Annotated in this window: 17 protein-coding genes; 6 read left to right on the top strand and 11 right to left on the bottom strand. The window is 41.7% G+C overall.

From position 1 onward, the window contains the following. The first annotated feature begins 190 nt into the window (after nucleotides 1-190). The 6 genes from EV695_RS08270 to EV695_RS08245 all read left to right on the top strand — a co-directional run bounded on the left by EV695_RS08270 (nucleotide 191) and on the right by EV695_RS08245 (nucleotide 6,957). Entirely contained in the window at nucleotides 191-1,453 is a 1,263-nt protein-coding gene (locus EV695_RS08270) for an NAD(P)/FAD-dependent oxidoreductase (protein WP_165874654.1), read from the top strand. Between the two features lie 132 nt (nucleotides 1,454-1,585). Further along, nucleotides 1,586-2,815 carry a sodium:proton antiporter NhaD gene (gene nhaD / locus EV695_RS08265; RefSeq protein ID WP_131906148.1) on the top strand — a complete coding sequence of 410 codons (1,230 nt, stop codon included), beginning with the start codon at nucleotides 1,586-1,588 and terminating at the stop codon, nucleotides 2,813-2,815. A 290-nt stretch (nucleotides 2,816-3,105) separates the two neighbouring features. Then, nucleotides 3,106-3,855, top strand: coding sequence for an electron transfer flavoprotein subunit beta/FixA family protein (locus EV695_RS08260; protein WP_131905466.1), 750 nt, complete (start codon nucleotides 3,106-3,108; stop codon nucleotides 3,853-3,855). Next, a complete protein-coding gene (locus EV695_RS08255; RefSeq protein ID WP_131905465.1) occupies nucleotides 3,855-4,787 on the top strand; it encodes an electron transfer flavoprotein subunit alpha/FixB family protein in 933 nt (310 codons plus the stop codon). Before EV695_RS08260 ends, EV695_RS08255 begins: the two co-directional genes overlap by 1 nt. 249 nt (nucleotides 4,788-5,036) lie before the next feature. Continuing rightward, the gene (locus EV695_RS08250; RefSeq protein WP_131905464.1) at nucleotides 5,037-6,164 is read left to right on the top strand and encodes an aminotransferase class V-fold PLP-dependent enzyme; all 1,128 of its coding nucleotides are present in this window, start codon (nucleotides 5,037-5,039) and stop codon (nucleotides 6,162-6,164) included. A 343-nt stretch (nucleotides 6,165-6,507) separates the two neighbouring features. After that, entirely contained in the window at nucleotides 6,508-6,957 is a 450-nt protein-coding gene (locus EV695_RS08245) for a hypothetical protein (protein ID WP_131905463.1), read from the top strand. Between the two features lie 172 nt (nucleotides 6,958-7,129). On the opposite strand, the gene EV695_RS08240 is transcribed toward EV695_RS08245, so the two are convergent. From EV695_RS08240 to rpe, 11 genes are all read right to left on the bottom strand, one after another. Next, the gene (locus EV695_RS08240; RefSeq protein ID WP_207907014.1) at nucleotides 7,130-8,635 is read right to left on the bottom strand and encodes a PhnE/PtxC family ABC transporter permease; all 1,506 of its coding nucleotides are present in this window, start codon (nucleotides 8,633-8,635) and stop codon (nucleotides 7,130-7,132) included. A gap of 24 nt (nucleotides 8,636-8,659) precedes the next feature. Then, nucleotides 8,660-9,337, bottom strand: a complete 678-nt coding sequence (locus EV695_RS08235; RefSeq protein WP_131905461.1) for an ATP-binding cassette domain-containing protein — start codon at nucleotides 9,335-9,337, stop codon at nucleotides 8,660-8,662. Between the two features lie 7 nt (nucleotides 9,338-9,344). Further along, nucleotides 9,345-10,217, bottom strand: a complete 873-nt coding sequence (locus EV695_RS08230) for a putative selenate ABC transporter substrate-binding protein (protein WP_131905460.1) — start codon at nucleotides 10,215-10,217, stop codon at nucleotides 9,345-9,347. A gap of 228 nt (nucleotides 10,218-10,445) precedes the next feature. Further along, entirely contained in the window at nucleotides 10,446-11,360 is a 915-nt protein-coding gene (locus tag EV695_RS08225) for a sulfotransferase family protein (RefSeq protein WP_131905459.1), read from the bottom strand. A gap of 137 nt (nucleotides 11,361-11,497) precedes the next feature. Beyond that, nucleotides 11,498-13,123 carry an electron transfer flavoprotein-ubiquinone oxidoreductase gene (locus EV695_RS08220; RefSeq protein WP_131905458.1) on the bottom strand — a complete coding sequence of 542 codons (1,626 nt, stop codon included), beginning with the start codon at nucleotides 13,121-13,123 and terminating at the stop codon, nucleotides 11,498-11,500. Nucleotides 13,124-13,261: 138 nt separating this feature from the next. Then, nucleotides 13,262-14,047: a CPBP family intramembrane glutamic endopeptidase gene (locus EV695_RS08215; protein ID WP_131905457.1), complete on the bottom strand. Its 786-nt coding sequence runs from the start codon at nucleotides 14,045-14,047 to the stop codon at nucleotides 13,262-13,264. A 14-nt stretch (nucleotides 14,048-14,061) separates the two neighbouring features. After that, complete coding sequence (locus EV695_RS08210; RefSeq protein ID WP_131905456.1) at nucleotides 14,062-14,532, bottom strand: RDD family protein; 471 nt, start codon at nucleotides 14,530-14,532, stop codon at nucleotides 14,062-14,064. Nucleotides 14,533-14,547: 15 nt separating this feature from the next. Further along, a complete protein-coding gene (locus tag EV695_RS08205) occupies nucleotides 14,548-15,126 on the bottom strand; it encodes an anthranilate synthase component II (RefSeq protein ID WP_207907013.1) in 579 nt (192 codons plus the stop codon). A 10-nt stretch (nucleotides 15,127-15,136) separates the two neighbouring features. Beyond that, nucleotides 15,137-16,624: an anthranilate synthase component I gene (gene trpE, locus EV695_RS08200; RefSeq protein ID WP_131905455.1), complete on the bottom strand. Its 1,488-nt coding sequence runs from the start codon at nucleotides 16,622-16,624 to the stop codon at nucleotides 15,137-15,139. 240 nt (nucleotides 16,625-16,864) lie between these two features. After that, the gene (locus EV695_RS08195) at nucleotides 16,865-17,545 is read right to left on the bottom strand and encodes a phosphoglycolate phosphatase (RefSeq protein ID WP_131905454.1); all 681 of its coding nucleotides are present in this window, start codon (nucleotides 17,543-17,545) and stop codon (nucleotides 16,865-16,867) included. A gap of 128 nt (nucleotides 17,546-17,673) precedes the next feature. Continuing rightward, on the bottom strand, nucleotides 17,674-18,372 hold the full coding sequence (gene rpe / locus EV695_RS08190) for a ribulose-phosphate 3-epimerase (RefSeq protein ID WP_131905453.1): 699 nt from the start codon (nucleotides 18,370-18,372) through the stop codon (nucleotides 17,674-17,676). Nucleotides 18,373-18,416 lie beyond the last annotated feature (44 nt).

Below are 18,416 nucleotides of genomic sequence, written 5' to 3'. Positions count from 1 at the left end.
CTGGATAAAACTATCCCTCCAATTAACCCAAAATGAGCTGACTGGCACCATGATCAAACCGGATAAAAGCTATCTGGTACTAGAGACTGAAATGGCAAAATACTAGTATTCATAGTTTTTGAACTGTCTTCGAATTGACTTCGAAAGATATTCCGATTGCTTTCATGATTATATTTTTAGGATGCCCTTAATGAGAAAGAATAGATCAATCGCCATATTAGGTGCTGGAATCAGTGGTGTATCAAGTGCTTACTATCTATCAAAACTGGGCGTATTTGATGAGATCATCCTGATCGATAAACTTCAGCCGCTATCGTTTACCACCAGTTGTTCGGGTGAAAATTTCAGGGAATACTGGCCTCAATCCATGATGAATAGATTCATCGGTCACAGTATTGATTTAATGAAAGCCTTTAGTAAGGATTGTGATAACTGCTTCAACATGAAATACAGCGGGTATGACTTTGTGACACATAAAGACAATCACTCGATCTTTCCTTTAACCGACACGGACTCTGGTGAAATAGGAGATATCCAGCGATTAGAAGATCACGAACTAATCCAGAAAACCAAACCCTATCTGGATGATTCTGTAAAAGCGGTAGAACACATTAATAAAGCCGGCTCGATAGAAGTGTATGCACTGGGCTCGATGTTATTAAAACTCGCCAGACAGAATGGCGTGAAATTGCTCACAGAAGAGGTTGTTGAACTCGATAGAACGGCATCAAGTCAATTCAAGCTTTCATTTGAATCGGGTGCTTCACTGGAAACAACAGATTTGTTACTGGCGTCTGGTCCCTTTATTCAACAACACGCCAAATCCCTGGGTTACGAGCTTCCTATCTATAATATCAAGCAGCGAAAGTTTGTTTTTAAAGATACCAAACAAATAATACCGCGTGATATGCCGTTTACTATTTATGCGGATAGCCAGTATCTTCAATGGAATCCAGATGAAGAGAAGTTGATGAATGAGTACGAAGAATATCATTGGCTGCTGGAAGAATTCCCCGCTGGACTGCATATCAAACCAGAAGGACAAGACCAGATCAAAATGGGTTGGGCGTATAATCAGCAACAAGAACAACCACAATGGGATATTTTTGCGGATGATGAATTTGTCAGTGTGGTGCTAAAAGGCGCGAGTCGTTTTATTCCCGCCATCAGTGCTTACGCCAATGAGATACCAACATCAGTGACGCATTTCGCCGGCTACTACACCAGAACCGATGACAATTTGCCGGTAATGGGTGAACTGGAACAGGGGCTTTATGTGTCAGGCGCATTTGCAGGTTATGGAACCATGGCAGGCTGTGCTTCGGGTGAATTAATGGCGGAGATAATCACCAATCAACAAACTCCCGAATACCTGAAATATTTTTCACCTGATCGTTTTGAAAATGCAACATTGATGGAAGAAATCTCGCAATACCCGAGTGGTCAATTATAGTTATTTAAGAGTCTTATAAACAGTGTTGATAGTAGTATAAATAGATGCAAGTAATGGTTGATTTCTACGCTTAAGATTATTAATAATGCCGACCTTTCTTTAGGTAAGCGCGTTCGCGCTGGAGATTTAATAATGGATACCTTGCTGTTGGTATTTATTGCGCTTGGCTTTATAAGCATCGTTATCGAAGATTTAACCCACATCAATAAGGCGAAAACCACCTTGTTTTTCGGGAGTCTGGTTTGGCTTTTGTATTTTGTAGCACACGATCCAGATATCGAAGAAGCACGACATGCGCTGGATGAAAACCTGCTGGAAATAGCCTCGCTATGGTTGTTTCTGGTATCGGCAATGACCTTCGTGGCTTACCTGAATAATCGCGGTTTGATTTCAAAACTGGTGATGCGCTTATTACCAGAACGATTGGGGAAGCGCCGATTACTCTTGATTACCGCGATCTTTGCTTTCATCTTCTCATCATTAGCCGATAACGTGACTTCCACTCTGGTGTGTATGAGTTTACTGTTGCCGCTTAAACTGCCAAAAGCCGACTTCTTAAGATTCGCTGCAGTAATCGTATTTGGTGTTAACTCCGGTGGAGTCGCTTTGATTACGGGTGATGTAACCACCTTGATGATATTTATGGCAGGTAAAGTGTCTATTCTTAATCTGCTCATTCTTGCATTGCCTGCATTTATCGGCTTGATGTCATTAGCGTTGATACTGGGATATAACCTAAAAGGTGAAGTCGAAGTCCAGCGCGTTGAATCTACAATTCCGCGTATGGATATACTGGCTGGTGTGCAGTTCTTGCTGACTATTATCAGTATTCTGGTACTAAACGTACTTTATGGTGTACCACCTGTTTTGACCTTCCTGGTGTCGCTGGGTTTGCTCTTTATTATTATGCAATTCCTCAATCACGATGAAGACATTATGCGTAATATCCGAGAAATTGAGTTTGATGCCTTGCTGTTCTTCTTAGGTGTGCTGCTGATGGTTGGCATGCTCAAACAATTAGGTACACTCGATCATTTAATTAAACTGTATGACGTATTACCGGTTCAACTGGCGAATTATTCATTGGGAATGTTTTCTGCGTTGGTAGACAACGTGCCACTGACAGCGGCTGTTTTGCATTCAGGGGTGGAGATGCAAATTGGTGAATGGATTACTCTGGTATATGCCGTGGGTGTTGGAGGTTCTTTACTCATAATAGGTTCTGCTGCGGGTATTATCGCCATGAGTAAAGCAGGGCATGAGTTATTAAGCTTTGTTAGTTATGCACGTTTTGCAGGGCATTTATTATTGGCCTACAGTATTGGTTTTCTGGCAACGTGGTTTATTGGTAATTTTATCTAATGTAACTATCTGTAAATTGATATTCATGCTCTGACTTAGCTCTTTTATTGATTATTTGCACCCCCCCACTTACAGGCGTTTTTTTATTGAAAATGCAGGATGTAGGCCGATATTGAAAATTATCGAGGGAGGTTTAGATATGAAATTTTCAGCGAGAAATTATTTTAAAATGAAAAAAATCTAAAATATTTCACGAAAATGTTTGATTTTTAGTGTCGTTCGATTAAAAGTACACTACTATCTTATAATCTTAGCTTTAGTAAAATTTCTGCAACAGAGGATTAACCGAAATGAAAGTATTAGTCGCGGTAAAACGCGTCGTCGATTATAACGTGAGAATCCGCGTTAAATCTGATGGCAGCGGAGTAGACACAGATAACGTTGTAATGTCGATGAACCCATTTGATGAAAATGGATTAGAAGAAGCATTACGCATGAAGCAGGCAGGTGTTGCAACTGAGATCGTTGCGGTAACTGTAGGTACAGAGCAGTCACAAGACACATTACGCAGTGCATTAGCGATGGGTGCAGACCGTGCCATTCTAATCAATGCCGAAGAAGCCCCTGAGCCATTAGGCATAGCTAAACTATTGAGCAAAGTAGTAGAGCAAGAACAGCCACAAGTGGTTATTCTGGGTAAACAGGCGATTGATGATGACTCTAACCAAACCGGTCAAATGCTTGCAGCATTATTGAACTGGCCTCAAGGTACTTTCGCATCTAAAGCTGAGTTTGAAGGAGATAGCGTAAACCTAACACGTGAAACGGATGCTGGTTTGGAAACAATCAAAATCAACCTTCCTGCGATTATTACTACTGACTTGCGCTTGAATGAGCCACGTCTGCCAAAACTTCCTGACATTATGAAAGCGAAGAAGAAGCCGATCGATATGGTTGAAGCAGCTAGCTTTGGTGTTGACCTTACACCACGTTTAGAAGTCGTTAGCGTATCAGCTCCTGAAGCTCGTAAGCCAGGTGTTATCGTGGCGAATGCAGCAGAGTTAATCGACAAACTTAAGAACGAAGCGGGAGTACTATAATGTCTATTTTAGTAATTGCTGAGCACGACAACAGTGCTTTAAACGCTAATACCTTAAATACCTTAAACGCCGCGGCAAAAATTGGTGGCGATATTACCCTTTTGGTTGCAGGTAGTGATGCACAAAGTGTGGTTGATGAAGCGGCTGCAATAGCTTCGGTTAGCAAAGTATTATCTGCGAATGATGCGGCACTGGCTGATGGTTTGGCAGAAAACATCGCATGGTTAGTAAATGGCATTGCTGCTAATTACACTCATGTATTAGCACCAGCGTCTAACTTCGGTAAAAACTTTTTACCACGTGTTGCAGCGATGCAAGATGTGATGCAGGTTTCTGATATTGTTGATGTGGTTTCTGCAGATACGTTTGTTCGTCCTATCTATGCAGGTAATGCATTAGTTACTGTGAAGAGTAGTGATTCAGTTAAATTGATTACTGTTCGTAGTACAGCATTTGATGCAGTTGAAGCGACAGGTGGTTCTGCCGCTGTTGAAGAGCTCGCATTTGGCGAAGCATTCGAAGGCGTTTCATTTGTAAGTCGTGATGTAACAGTGTCCGAAAGACCTGATCTTGCTACAGCGCCTATCGTTGTTTCTGGTGGTCGTGGTGTTGGTAGTAAAGAAGACTTTGCAATCATCGAAAAGCTTGCTGAAAAAATGAATGCAGCAGTTGGTGCTTCTCGTGCAGCAGTTGATGCGGGTTATGCGCCAAATGATTTTCAGGTAGGTCAAACCGGTAAAGTGGTTGCTCCTGATATCTACTTCGCTATCGGCATTTCTGGTGCGATTCAGCATCAGGCGGGTATGCGTGAGAGTAAAGTCATTGTAGCCATCAATAAAGATGAAGAAGCACCAATCTTCCAGATTGCTACTTACGGTATTGTTGCTGATTTGTTTGATGTGGTTCCAGAGCTTACCGAGCTATTGAGCTAAAAAAGTAAACTAGAGCTTAGCTAATAAACTCTTAGCATTGCTATACATACTGATTGGCTGATCCTTACGGGTGAAGCCAATCAGTCGTTTTTCGATATGCCGCTAGTTCTAGTGTTATATCTCTAAATTTCCGGTGTCTCTCTTTAAAAGGTTATTAACAAGCTCTGGAGATTTATCGTACAATCTTTTTTCGTGTTTTTACCTATAATAACAACACCCCTTTCATCAATTAACACTGTAGGAATTATTATGCCCGCGTTATTACCAAACGTAGACCCGGATGGTTTACTCGAATATTCCGTAGTTTATACGGATCGTGCTCTTAATCACATGTCACAATCTTTTCAGGGTGTGATGAGAGATATCTCTTCTACATTAAAAGAAGTCTATAACGCGAAAGCAGCAATCGTCGTGCCCGGCAGTGGTACTTTTGGTATGGAATCTGTCGCGCGTCAATTCGCGACTAACGAGAAATGTCTGGTTATTCGTAACGGTTGGTTTAGTTTCCGTTGGACACAGATATTCGATATGGGCAGCATTCCATCAGAACACATCGTGATGAAAGCACAGCAAGCAGAAGATGCGACACAGGCACCTTTTGCACCTGCAGCCGTTGAAGATGTCATTGCAACCATCAAAGCTGAGAAGCCTGCAGTGGTTTTCGCACCGCATGTTGAAACCTCTTCAGGAATGATTCTTCCAGATGAATACATCAAAGCCGTTGCTGATGCGACCCACGAAGTAGGTGGTTTATTCGTATTAGATTGTATTGCCTCAGGAACCATCTGGGTTGATATGGAAGCTACCAGTGTCGATGTTTTAGTCAGTGCACCACAAAAAGGCTGGAGTGGTCCACCGTGTGCAGGTTTGGTGATGCTGAGTGATGCCGCAATCGCAAAAATGGAAAATACCGAAAGCACCAGTTTCGCGATGAATCTAAAACAATGGCACACCATTATGCAAGCGTATGAAGGTGGTGCACATGCATATCATGCAACGATGCCAACAGATGCGTTGCGTACATTCCGCGACATTATGGTTGAAACCCGCGAATACGGTTTCGATAAAGCCAAACAAAATCAATACGAGCTGGGTAAAAAAGTCAGAGAGTTACTCGCATCTAAAGGCATCAAAAGTGTCGCAGCCGAAGGCTTCGAAGCTCCGGGCGTTGTGGTTAGCTATACGCAGGATGCAGATATCCAGACCGGTAAAAAGTTTGGTGCAGTAGGCATGCAAATAGCCGCAGGTGTGCCACTAATGTGTGATGAGAGAGAAGATTACCAAACCTTCCGTTTAGGTTTATTTGGTTTGGATAAACTACAAAATATTGACCGTACGGTTGCAAGTCTTGATGATGCTTTAAAAGATGTTTTATAGGTTAAGAACTCGAGTCTAAACCGACTAGTTCTATTAAAAGTCACCTCCCCACTTATAAGCCTTTTTTTACTTACGTTGAAAAAAGTGCCTTAAAGTAGGGGGGTGACTTTTTGTTTATACGGCTATGTAAAAAGCAGCAAATCTGGAATAAAAAATAAGTTCAAAACCCTTATGACCGTTTATCAGAAAGACAAGCAAAATTATTACCGTGTAATAATATTGTATACAAGGTAAGCGTTTGCCCCAACCGAGATACAATTCTGTATTTTGGTTAATACAATGTAAATTTGTTAAAATGTATTTACGTAAAGGAAGTCCGCTTCTAGTCATTTCACTACTTGTGATGACTCAATTCGTTTCTGCAGGTGAAGATAAAACAAGTATTCAATTAAATGTAGTTAGTCCCGGGTATGTAAAATTCTCAGGGACAGTAGTTGATACATCTCACTATTTTTCAGAAGTCCAAGTTAAACCCTCTAGCTCACAAAAACCCGGTCCTACAATCTCTTTAGGTACATTGGGTTTAAACTCAAATGTGAGTGGTGATTGCACCTTAAACTTTTCAACAGATAATAATTTTGGCTTGCGACATGTCAGCAGCAATACAAAATTATCCGATTATTTATTAAATTATCGGAATAAAAATATCTCTGGAAAGCAGAACAAAAAGATGTCAGTCCCTTGTAATTACAAACCCGAAAAAATTAAATTTAATACAACTGGTCAGTATTTAGCTGAAGTTGAACCGGGTATGTATAGCGATACGGTTAGAGTCGAAGTTGTTACACAATAGTAGAGTAGTCTCACAATAAACAACGACTGTTTATATTCTCGTTTTAATGCTTATTAATTCGAGAATTAAACACTTTATTCTGGTTTCATTGCCAAGTTATTCGCTTTATTGAGAATTGAACTGGGATCTTTGAATGGGCGTCTGTTAGTCAGCGCCTGTTAGTCAACGTTTATTAGTCAACGAGAATACGGTTTGATCGCTGTTTAGGCGTGTTGGTACTCTTGCGTCTCAACAAACGTGAGATGGCGTCTACGCTCATATTGAGTAACGCAGTGATGAGAATCAGCAGTAATGCGCGATCGAAGCGTAGGTCTTGCATGGCATTATCGATATAGAAGCCCAGCGTAGCTATGCCAAGTAAACCCATGATCGCCGTTTCTCTGAGGATGATTTCCCAGCGATAAAAGAGGTAAGCCAGAAAGTTGCCATATATTCGCGGAGTGAGTTCGTACGCATAAAGGTTTAGGCCTTTAGGTGCATCTATTCTTATATCTAACGTATTCGATTGGTTACCCACTAAGTGTCCGATAATTCCCGCGTTATGCAATGCTAAAGCAATCACGGCAGGTAGCATTGACGGTCCAAAAAACTGCAATAGAATAAATGCCAGAATGTATTCGGGTGTGGAGCGCATTATGACTAAGGCGACATGTCCAAAACCTTGACCGAGCCTGTTTTGAAAGTGTTTCGATATCAGCGGATAAACCATTAAAGTCAGAATGCCTGTCACTACCAATGCAATTTGTGTCAGTAGTAAGGTATTGATAATTCCCGGTATGGCCTGATCCTGCATAATGTTGCTAAACCAGTGCCACAGATCGTTAACGCTACCTTCTTTTACGCCTCGAATAGGTGAAGGGATGATATCCTGAGTGAAAAAACGATGCACATTGGACCATTTGAAATCATGTTGATCAGTCAATACTGTGTAAGCTGCGATTGCAAAATACACGGGCATCAATAACGGCCGTAACCAATATCGGATGCTGGCAATCAAGAGATAAAACACCAGTAATAACACCACGACGTAGGAATAATCTCCCTGCATGAATGATGACTCAAGGTAGAATCCCAAGGTTGGTAGACCAATAAAACCCAGAATCACGCTGCTGCGCAAGCCACATTCAAAACGATACGATGTGTAGGTTTTTAGCGCTTGCCAAACATCAGGGAGCAAACCGTAGAAAAACTGATTTAAACGTCCAGTGTTGGAAGGTAGGGCTTTGATCACTGAGTGATCAGCCTCTTCAATAATTTCTGCATAGACTTTGGCAAAGGTTGCGGCATAAGGAATAGCCAGCGCCAAAATGCCGGTTAACGGATGTAGACCAAACACTTGTAAAAAGATGAGCGCCCAGAACAATTCATGAATAGCCCGAAGAAACGCACACAAACCACGAATCATCGAAAAACGGTATAAATAACTGAGCGGTATTGCACAAACTACCCCAAGAAAAACCCCAATCAATGCGAAGCTGAGCGTTTGTAATAATGCATTCAACAAGATGCTGATATCACCAATATCGGGGCTGAGTATCGCTACTCCAAAACGCCTTAATTCCTGCCACGGGTCTACGTTGTATATACTTAAATCTGCAAATGGAATGCACAATAGTGCAATCACAACAAACAGTATTGAAACGTTACGGTAAGACAAGTTACGAGAAAAGATAGTCAATGGGTTTTGCATAACAGCAAAGATCTACTGATACAAACAGGCCAGATCAGCCATGGTTAATTGACTCGATGGCGAGTCGACCAGAACCTTGCCATCTTTTAAACCGATAATCCGATCGCAATGATTTAACGCCAGATAACTATCATGTAAGCCTAAAATGATGGTTTGGCTATAGGATTGAAGGCACTTAATGATTTCTTCTGCCTGGTATTCATCCACAGCTGAAACGGGTTCATCTGCCAATAATACGGGTTTTTCCTGATACAGAGCGCGCGCCAGTCCAGTACGTTGTTGTTGTCCGCCCGATAAGGCATTTACTTTGTTGAAGCATTCGTCTTTTAAGCGAAGCACGTCCAGTAATTTTTTAATTTCAGTGACATTGTTTTCAAATGGACGAATTAAATTCCACAGATTTCGCCACGTGGGATACTCGTTTAAACGGCCCATATAGACATTATGGTAAACACTTAAGCTTTGGGACAAAGCCGGTGCTTGTGGCGCCCACGCACATTGATTGGAAGGCTTGTGTGTTTTTTGCGCTGAAGACAATTCGTAAAGATAGCGAAGTAAGGTGGACTTACCAGAACCGCTCTTACCAAGAAGAGCGATTCGTTCACCTGCATGGATGGTTAGGTTAAGATTCGCTAAAACGACTGTTTCGTCATAGCTAATACTTACGTCCTGCAGATCAAATAAAGACAAGGGCGTGTTACTGGTCGATTAGACCAATCTCTTTAGCAACATCCAATACCGGTTGGAAATCCGCATTACTTGCAGGAATGAAACCAGAACGAGGGAAGGCATCCAGAATGCTTTTATCTTTAATGTCGATTAACGCCTGAGTTACTTTAGCGGTAAAACCTTCGCCGTATACTTTGTCTGCATCTCCACGAATACTCCACTGGTAATCCGGGTAATCAGGTGTTTCCCAAACAACTGAAACCTTATCAGTATCAATTTTTCCTTCGGATAATTCTCTTTCCCACACCTTGTAGTTAACTGCTCCTACCTGGTAAGCGCCAGACTGAACCAACGCAATCGTGCGAGAATGGTTTCCACTGAAACCCACTTTTTCGAAGATTTTTTCAGGTGCTTTATTAAATTGTTTACGAAGATGATATTCGGGCATCAAACGTCCAGAAGTAGAACCCTTAGAACCAAAGGTAAAAGTTTTGTTGAGAATAGACTTAGGCATTTTTTCTGACTTACTGTCATTATCTTTGCTCACAACGCCAGTATGCGCGATGAAGTAACTTTTAAACGTAGGATCTTCAGCGCCCTGTGCGATCGCCTGAGAACCTTCTGATAATAGACGTGCGCGAACACCAGACAATCCGCCAAACCATGCTAACTGCACGTCATCATTGCGAAAAGCTGTAACACTTGCTGCATAGGATTTAACCGGAACAAATTTCACTTCATGATCAAGCGCTTTGCTCAAATATACAGCGACTTTATCAAAGCGCTCTTTCAAAGCTGTTTCGTCCTGATCAGGAATTGCGGTAAAAACAAAAGGCTTCGCAGTAGCAACCGTGTTTATCGTAAAAAACAAAATAGTCGCGATGAGGGTACGTTTGATCATAGTATAAGAATATCTAATAATTTTTAAAGCGGGTAGCGTAGTGCAAATGTTGATTGCGGGCAATGAAATATAAGTAAAAAGCCATGATATTTTTATGAAAAAGGCACCCCCGTACTTACAGGCGTTTAATTAATCGTTGTCGTTGTCGTTGTTGTTCTCGTTGTTGCCGATTTTGTGGGTGTTTAAAAATACAATCTACAATAAAAGTGCCTCAAAGTAGGGGGGTGACTAAAAATCTATGGGCTGAGCCAGTTTCAGGACTTTGCTTTTGGTTGCATCATCCATCAATGTTCCTAAAGCATATTCACCAAGGATTTCATTCATCGCTTTTAAAGGCGGAATCAATAACTCTTTATCTTTTGCTTTTATGTTGTAGCTATTGATTGTTCTAAGTAACGCTATGGACGCACTATTCAAACTCTGGTTTTTGCGCGGTGTAGGATTATCATGCGGTGTGGCTAAACCAAGTTTCTGAATAACTTCCTGAACCACATCGCCTTCATAGTTGAATGCTGAGACATTATTTTCACCAAATAGGCTTTGGCAATCTGAGACGAAACCACGATAGTTTAAATGTTGTGAAAACCAATTAATGTCTAACATTTCGGATAGAGATAAGTCTTTGCCATAGCAGGGGTTATTCTCTATTTGCGGGTTACGTATACATTGTTTGTAATAACTTTCGATAAACGCCAGAGGCTCGCGAAACCATACCCAGATTTCCACATCGAAGCATTTGTTCAATTCTCTTAAAAGGTCTTTGGATTCCTCGGGAAAATCCCACCAGTAATTATAAATTCCTTCAGATGACAGGATTATGGTGTGGGTGTCTTCGTTGACCTGTGACAGAATATTTTTGAAATTTTCCAGAAAGTTTTGGTGATGAGTAGTGATCAGGTTTTTCTCGAACCATTGGTGTTTGGGTGCATGGGTATTCTGCAATTTTTGCAGGTTATGCGGATACAGAATCCCTTTACCTCTGAGTTTGCGTTGTTTCTTATCCAGATAAGTTTGTAAGCTGGTGGTTCCGGTTTTGGGCGTACCAGCATGGATAATGAGTTTTAGTGCTTTATCCCTGACTGACGTAATCGGTTCTAGCAATGCATTCAGTTGCTTGGAAAAGGTGTCGTGTGGTTTTTCCATGGGATATAAAAAAAGCCTCTAAAGTAGGGGGGTGACTTTATGCTAACTAAGTTTTAATGACGAATCCAGATACTAAAATGCCACAACCTTGATGTTCAAAATTGTGGCATTTTAGTATCTGATTAGTTAATCAGCTATTACATATTGCTGTACATCGGTCCGCCACTTTCTGGTGTGGTCCAAACGATATTCTGCGTTGGGTCTTTGATGTCACAGGTTTTACAATGCACGCAGTTTTGAGAGTTGATGAGCAACGCTTTTGAACCATCCTCTTCTTCTACAATCTCGTATACAGCGGCAGGGCAATAACGTGATTCAGGTGAATCATAAAGATCAAGATTGGTATCAATCGCGATTTTTTGATCTTTCAGTTTTAGGTGAATCGGCTGGTTTTCATCGTGGAACGTATTGGATAAATACACCGACGACAAACGATCAAACGTGACTTTTCCGTCAGGCGCTGGGTATTCGATTTTTTCGACGTCTGTTTTCTTCTTCAGTTGCAGATGATCCGCATGATGGGTCATCGTCCATGGCTCTTTACCGCGAGTCACATAAGCAGTTAAGCCAGCGTTGGCTAAACCGAGCAGTAAACCTTTGCTGAAGCCCGGGCGTATATTACGCACTTTGTGCAGTTCTTCGTGCATCCATGAATTTTTGAAAGCCGCTTCATAAGAGACAGAGTCAAACGCGTCTTTTTCCAGCGCAGCAAATGTCGCTTCTGCAGCTAACATACCGCTTTTCATAGCTGTATGAATGCCTTTGATTTTCGCCACATTGAGGAAACCAGCAGCGTCTCCAATCAGTAATCCGCCCGGGAAATCTAATTTTGGTAAAGATTGTAAACCACCTTCTACGATAGCGCGTGCGCCATAGCTGAGGCGTTGGCCATCTTCAAAAAGTGGTCTGATTGACGGATGACTTTTAAAGCGCTGAAATTCTTCGAAAGGACTAAGGTATGGGTTGGTATAATCCAGACCGACGACGAATCCTACTGCGACCAGATTCTTTTCCATGTGATAAAGGAAAGATCCACCGTAGGTATCGCTCTTTAATGGCCATCCAATGGTATGTAATGTTTTACCCATTGTGTGTTTTTCTGGTTTAACTTCCCAAACTTCTTTGATGCCGAGGCCGTATGTTTGCGGTGAAGAATCTTTCGCCAAGTCATAGTGATCGGTTAATACACGACTCAATGAACCACGGCAGCCTTCTGCAACAATGGTGAGTTTTGCGCGTAACTCCATTCCCGGGTCGTAAGAGGGTGTTTTGTTACCTTCTTTGTCCACACCTGTTTCACCGGTAGCAACACCCACAACCTTATTGTTGTCATCATAAAGCACTTCTGCTGCAGCAAAACCTGCGTAGATTTCGATACCCATTGCTTCTGCTTGTTCGCCCAACCATTTGGTTAAACGACTTATGCTGATAACGTAATTGCCTTCGTTATGCATGGAAGGTGGTGTCGGTAGTTTCTTTGAGCCTTTTTCTGTCAGGTAGGTGAAATGATCTTCGGTGACTGCGGTGCTGATTGGCGCGCCTTTGTCTTTCCAGTCGGGGATGAGTTCGTCGAGAGCACGCGTTTCCAGGATTGCACCAGCCAGAGAATGAGCGCCAACTTCGGCTCCCTTTTCGAGCACGGTAATAGCCAGTTCTTGTCCTTTTTCTTTAGCCAGTTGAGAGAGTCGAATTGCAGTTGATAAACCCGCAGGTCCGGCACCAACAATGACTACATCAACATCTATAGAATCGCGTTCACTCATAGTTATTTCCACCCATAAAAAATCAATATCTGGTCAATTATAGTAGAAAGAACTTGGTGGATATTCTTTTTTTTATCCAATGGTTAACATAAAACCAGTCTTGGTAAATTAGAGGCGCTTATGTAACAGAGGTTTTGGCTATAAGTTTAATTCCATACCGAGACTGGCAGTTAGATTCATCAGCATGTGCATCGCTATTGGTACATACAGAGATTTGCTTTTGAGTTTGGCAATAGCCAAGAGTATGCCAATGAGGAAGATGCTTATTATCTCAAACCAGCCATATTGGACATGAATGATTGCCCAGCAGGCAGAGGTCAGGAGTACCGCGCCTAAAGTACCGAAAGCGCTTTTACGCAAGCCTTCAAAAAAGAAACCACGGAATAAAATTTCTTCAAAAAATGGCGCTGAAATGCCTACGGCTATCCATAATAAAGGTAGATTAGTTGCGCTCAAATAGACCTTGGTCATGAATTCAGGTGTAGGGCGATCTAACCAGATGTTGACGCCTTCCATTAGCATCATGCCCAGAATCATAAGCCCCAGAAAAACGAGTAAATATTTTAATCTGGGTGGATAGAATTCAAGGTAGTTTTTTATGCTTAAGGTTTTACGTTTGGCAATAATAAAAAATATTAAGGCTGTGCCTATTATCGCTGCAGGAATTTGCGATACGCTAATGGCATCACCATTAAAAGCATAGTTATTAAGTAGTGCGCCAAAGCCTGAGGCGGAATTAGGATTTAGTGCATCACTAATTGTCATGCTCTCTTGAGAAAACATGTAAGCGACAAGAAAGAATGACTGTAAAGCGGAAAATAAGATAAATACCAGAATGGTAAAGGCTAAGGTTGCCCAGACATTCCAGTAGGGATTAGGTATCTGATTAGCGTTATTAGAGTTGTTGCCTGTGTCTTGAAGCATAGGAATGCTGTGGCTTACTGCGTGTGTACAAGTGAAGTCTTACTTAGGATATCTTGAATCGCATGACGTGGTTTATTAAAAGGTATCAGTAGCAATCCTAATCCAAATAACGCAGTGATATAGCGAATCAAGGATTGTGACCAGGATACGAGCGCATTATTGTTATTCACGAGTTTGATTTTCCAGACTTTCATGCCTGGTGTTTGTCCGCGTTTTGTCCAGAAATAGGCAAAATACAGAAAGCTGACAATCAGCCATAGGCTTTTTAAGAAGAGGTTAACCGGACTAGTGGCTGGAATTGTGTTGATGGCCTCAGTCTCACTGATCTGCACTTGCTGTAAGTTAACCAGGCCAGAACTGATAATGATCTGTTGAATGATCAAGGTTGAAATAATGATAACGAAAAATACGATCAAGCTATCGTAAAATATAGCTAATAGACGAGATCGTATTTTTGCGGGTGATGATAAGTTTGTTTCAGGCATTCTAAATAGTATCAATCACATATTAAGAAAGTTTTGCAACATATCGTGACCATGTTCCGTCAGAATAGATTCTGGATGGAACTGAACGCCTTCAATTGCGAGTTCTTTATGTCGCACACCCATGATTTCATCAAGTTCCCCGTTATCATCCTGTGTCCATGCAATCACTTCTAGCGAATCGGGTAATGTTTCTTTTTCGATAACCAGAGAGTGATAGCGCGTCGCCTTGAATGGATTCGGTAGGCCTTTAAAAATGCCCGTGCCTTTGTGATAAATATCCGAGGTTTTGCCGTGCATGATTTCTTTGGCGCGAATAATGTTGCCGCCAAATTGCTGACCGATTGATTGATGACCTAAACATACGCCAAAAATTGGTAGCTTGCCTTTGAAATGTTCGATGACAGCTAGAGAAATACCGGCTTCTGTTGGAGTACAAGGACCGGGGGAAATCATTATTCTCTCTGGTGCGAGTGCTTCAATCTCTTCAATGGTGATTTGATCATTGCGTTTTACAACGACTTCAGCACCTAATTCACCTAGGTATTGCACCAGGTTATAGGTAAAGGAGTCGTAATTATCTATCATTAGAATCATGTCGTTCTCCTTACTTGTGAAGTCTGTCTAAACCAGCAGCTGCCTGGCTGACTGCTTTGAAAATGGCGCGTGCTTTATTCATGGTTTCCATCCATTCCATTTCCGGAACAGAATCATAAACTATGCCAGCACCTGCCTGAATGTGTAAGGTCTCATCTTTAATCACACCAGTACGGATTGCAATTGCAGTATCCATATTACCATTCCATGCCAGGTAACCAATAGCACCTGAGTAAATGCCACGTTTTACGGGTTCTAATTCATCGATGATTTCCATTGCGCGGATTTTAGGTGCGCCGCTTACTGTACCAGCAGGAAATGTCGCACGAAGCACGTCAATCGCTGACATGTCTGGTAATAATTTACCGACTACATTTGAAACGATATGCATGACGTGAGAATAACGCTCAATGCCCATTTTATTGGTGAGGCGCACAGATCCAGTCTGACTTACTCGGCCCGCATCATTTCGCCCTAAATCAATCAGCATTAAATGTTCGGCGAGTTCTTTAGGATCATTGAGTAATTCTTTTTCCATAGCCAGGTCTTTGACTTTATCGTGGCCGCGTTTACGCGTACCAGCAATCGGTCTAACAGTGATTTCACCATTATCAAGGCGTACTAAAATCTCCGGTGATGAACCCACAATCTGAAAAGAATCCAGATTCATAAAGTGCATATAAGGGGATGGATTGAACGATCGTAAGGAACGATATAAATCTATTGGTGGAGCTTCAAAGGGAATACTCAGACGTTGTGAAAGCACCACTTGCATGGCATCGCCGGCTTTGATGTATTCACGTGTTTTCTCAACGGCTTCTTCAAAACCTTCTTTGGTGAAGCCAGAGACAAAATCATCTTCGGTAATGGTCTTGGGATTACTTACAGGATTGTATAAAGTTAGTGGTTCTTGCAGTTTATTGCTTAAGTAATCGAGTCGACGTTCTGCCTCTTCGTACTCTCCATCACTGGCATGTACGATTACCGAAAGAATGCCATTCAGGTTATCGAAGATGACTACTTCTTCTGAAAGCATCAGAAGAATATCGGGAGTATCAATCGGGTCGGGTTTTGATTCTGCTTCTACACCGGATAGTTTTGGCTCGATATAACGAATCGTTTCATAGCCAAAGTAACCGACTAAACCACCATTAAAACGCGGCATGCCTTCGATTTCAGGGACTTTGATGCTGTCTTTGTAGTTTTCAATCCATTCTAGAGGATCACTGACAGTTTCAGAGGAAACGGTTTCACCATCGGTGATAACGTCAATATCTCTATCTGTGACTTTAATAATCGTTTTGGCGGGTAGGCCGATAATTGAATAACGACCCCATTTCTCTCCACCTTGAACGGATTCAAATAAATAAGAATACGGACCATTGGCGAGTTTGAGATAGGTACTTAAAGGGGTGTCGAGATCAGCGAGTATTTCGCGAACTAGAGGTACGCGATTGTAACCTTCAGAAAGGTAAGCTTCGAATTGTGATTTGTTCATGGTTAAACCTGATATAAATGTTTTTGCATTGGTATTAATTTATTACTAATAAATAAGCGTACAACTGTCTTTTTTTCAAAAGACGCTATATCCAAAGCCAGTTACGATTTATAGAGGTATTTAACATGGGGGTATTTTAACTCGCTTTTTAATCAATCAGCAAGTAGTAAACAGCCAAAGGATTGGCTGAGTGAAAAGTTAGTAAACGTAGTGATGAGTTTCAGACCAGAAAAGACTGGATTACCGAGGTTTTATCATGTCGCGTAACTCGGTCATCGAGTCTATCACCGCATCAGGGTTCGAATCCCGAATATCATCGCCGTGGTTATAACCATAAGACATACAGATAATCTCAAAACCGGCAGCGCGAGCCGCTTTTACGTCTGAAGTTGAATCACCTAACATCAAGGAATTTTCTGGTTTAACCCCGAGCATTTTTGCGCCATGTAATAGTGGTAGCGGATCAGGTTTTTTCTTTTCTAAGGTATCGCCACTGATAACGATTTCAAAATCATTCCACAGTCCTAAGTCTTTTAAAATAGGGTGAGTGAATTGTTCGTCCTTATTAGTGATACAACCGATTTTGATGCCGGTAGATTTTAAGTAATCGACACCTTCGCGAACACCGGGATAGAGCTTGCTGCGTTTCGAGGTGTTTTCTGCGTAAAGTTCTCTGAAAATGGGCATCGCATCTTTGAAGATAGCTTCATCATGTGGTGCGTCTAAATCATTGGCTATACCACGTTCAACGATTCGGATAACGCCATTACCCACCCACTTTCGTGCGGCCGCTTCACCGCGTGGTGGAAGTCCTACTTTTTTTAACGTTTCATCGAGACACCATGAGAGGTCAGGCACTGAATCTACCAATGTGCCATCAACATCAATCATGATTAATTCAGGTGAAAATGTTTTACTCATAGTGAAACTCGCTAGTGTTTACAAATATTGGCTAATGATTGCTAATGTTTAATGCAGCCACTTTCAATCTGTTTAGATAAAAAGTGGCTAAAAGTAGGGGGGTGACTTAAAAGAATATAATTTGTGCTTTAAACCTTAGCTGCAGCTAATTGCTCGCGGAACTTGCCACAGATTGTTTCATAATCATTGGCATCATCCGGATTAGCTGCACCGAAGATCGCAGAACCCGCGACGAACATGTCCGCACCGGCTTCTTTGATTTCTTTGATGTTGTTGTCTTTAACACCACCATCCACTTCAAGACGGATATCGTAACCAGACTCGTCGATTAATTTTCTGCATTGCTTAAGTTTAGTCAGCGTTGAAGGAATAAAGCTCTGACCACCAAAGCCCGGGTTTACTGACATCAACAAAATCAGATCGACTTTATCCATCACGTATTCCAGAACGTCTAAAGACGTTGCAGGATTAAAAACCAAACCTGCTTTACAACCTAATTCACGAATCATTTGCAGGGTACGATCGACGTGCTCTGATGCTTCTGGATGAAATGAAATATACGTTGCGCCCGCTTTTGCAAAATCGGGAATGATTCTATCAACCGGTTTAACCATCAGGTGTACATCTATGTCAGCAGTCACGCCGTGTTTACGCAGCGCGTCGCAGACTAAGGGACCAATCGTTAGGTTAGGCACATAGTGATTATCCATCACATCAAAATGCACCACATCAGCACCCGATTTAATGACGTTATCGACTTCTTCTCCCAAACGAGCAAAATCTGCTGACAGAATAGAAGGTGCGATGAGGTCTGTTTGACGTGCCATAAAAGGTTCCTTGTGTTTAATGAAGTATTATATGAAGCGATTAA

This window comes from Cocleimonas flava (assembly GCF_004339015.1).
GTDB classification, from domain to species: domain Bacteria; phylum Pseudomonadota; class Gammaproteobacteria; order Thiotrichales; family Thiotrichaceae; genus Cocleimonas; species Cocleimonas flava.
The sequence above is the reverse complement of the archived record's forward strand: the minus strand, read 5'-3'. Positions and strand labels throughout refer to the sequence as shown.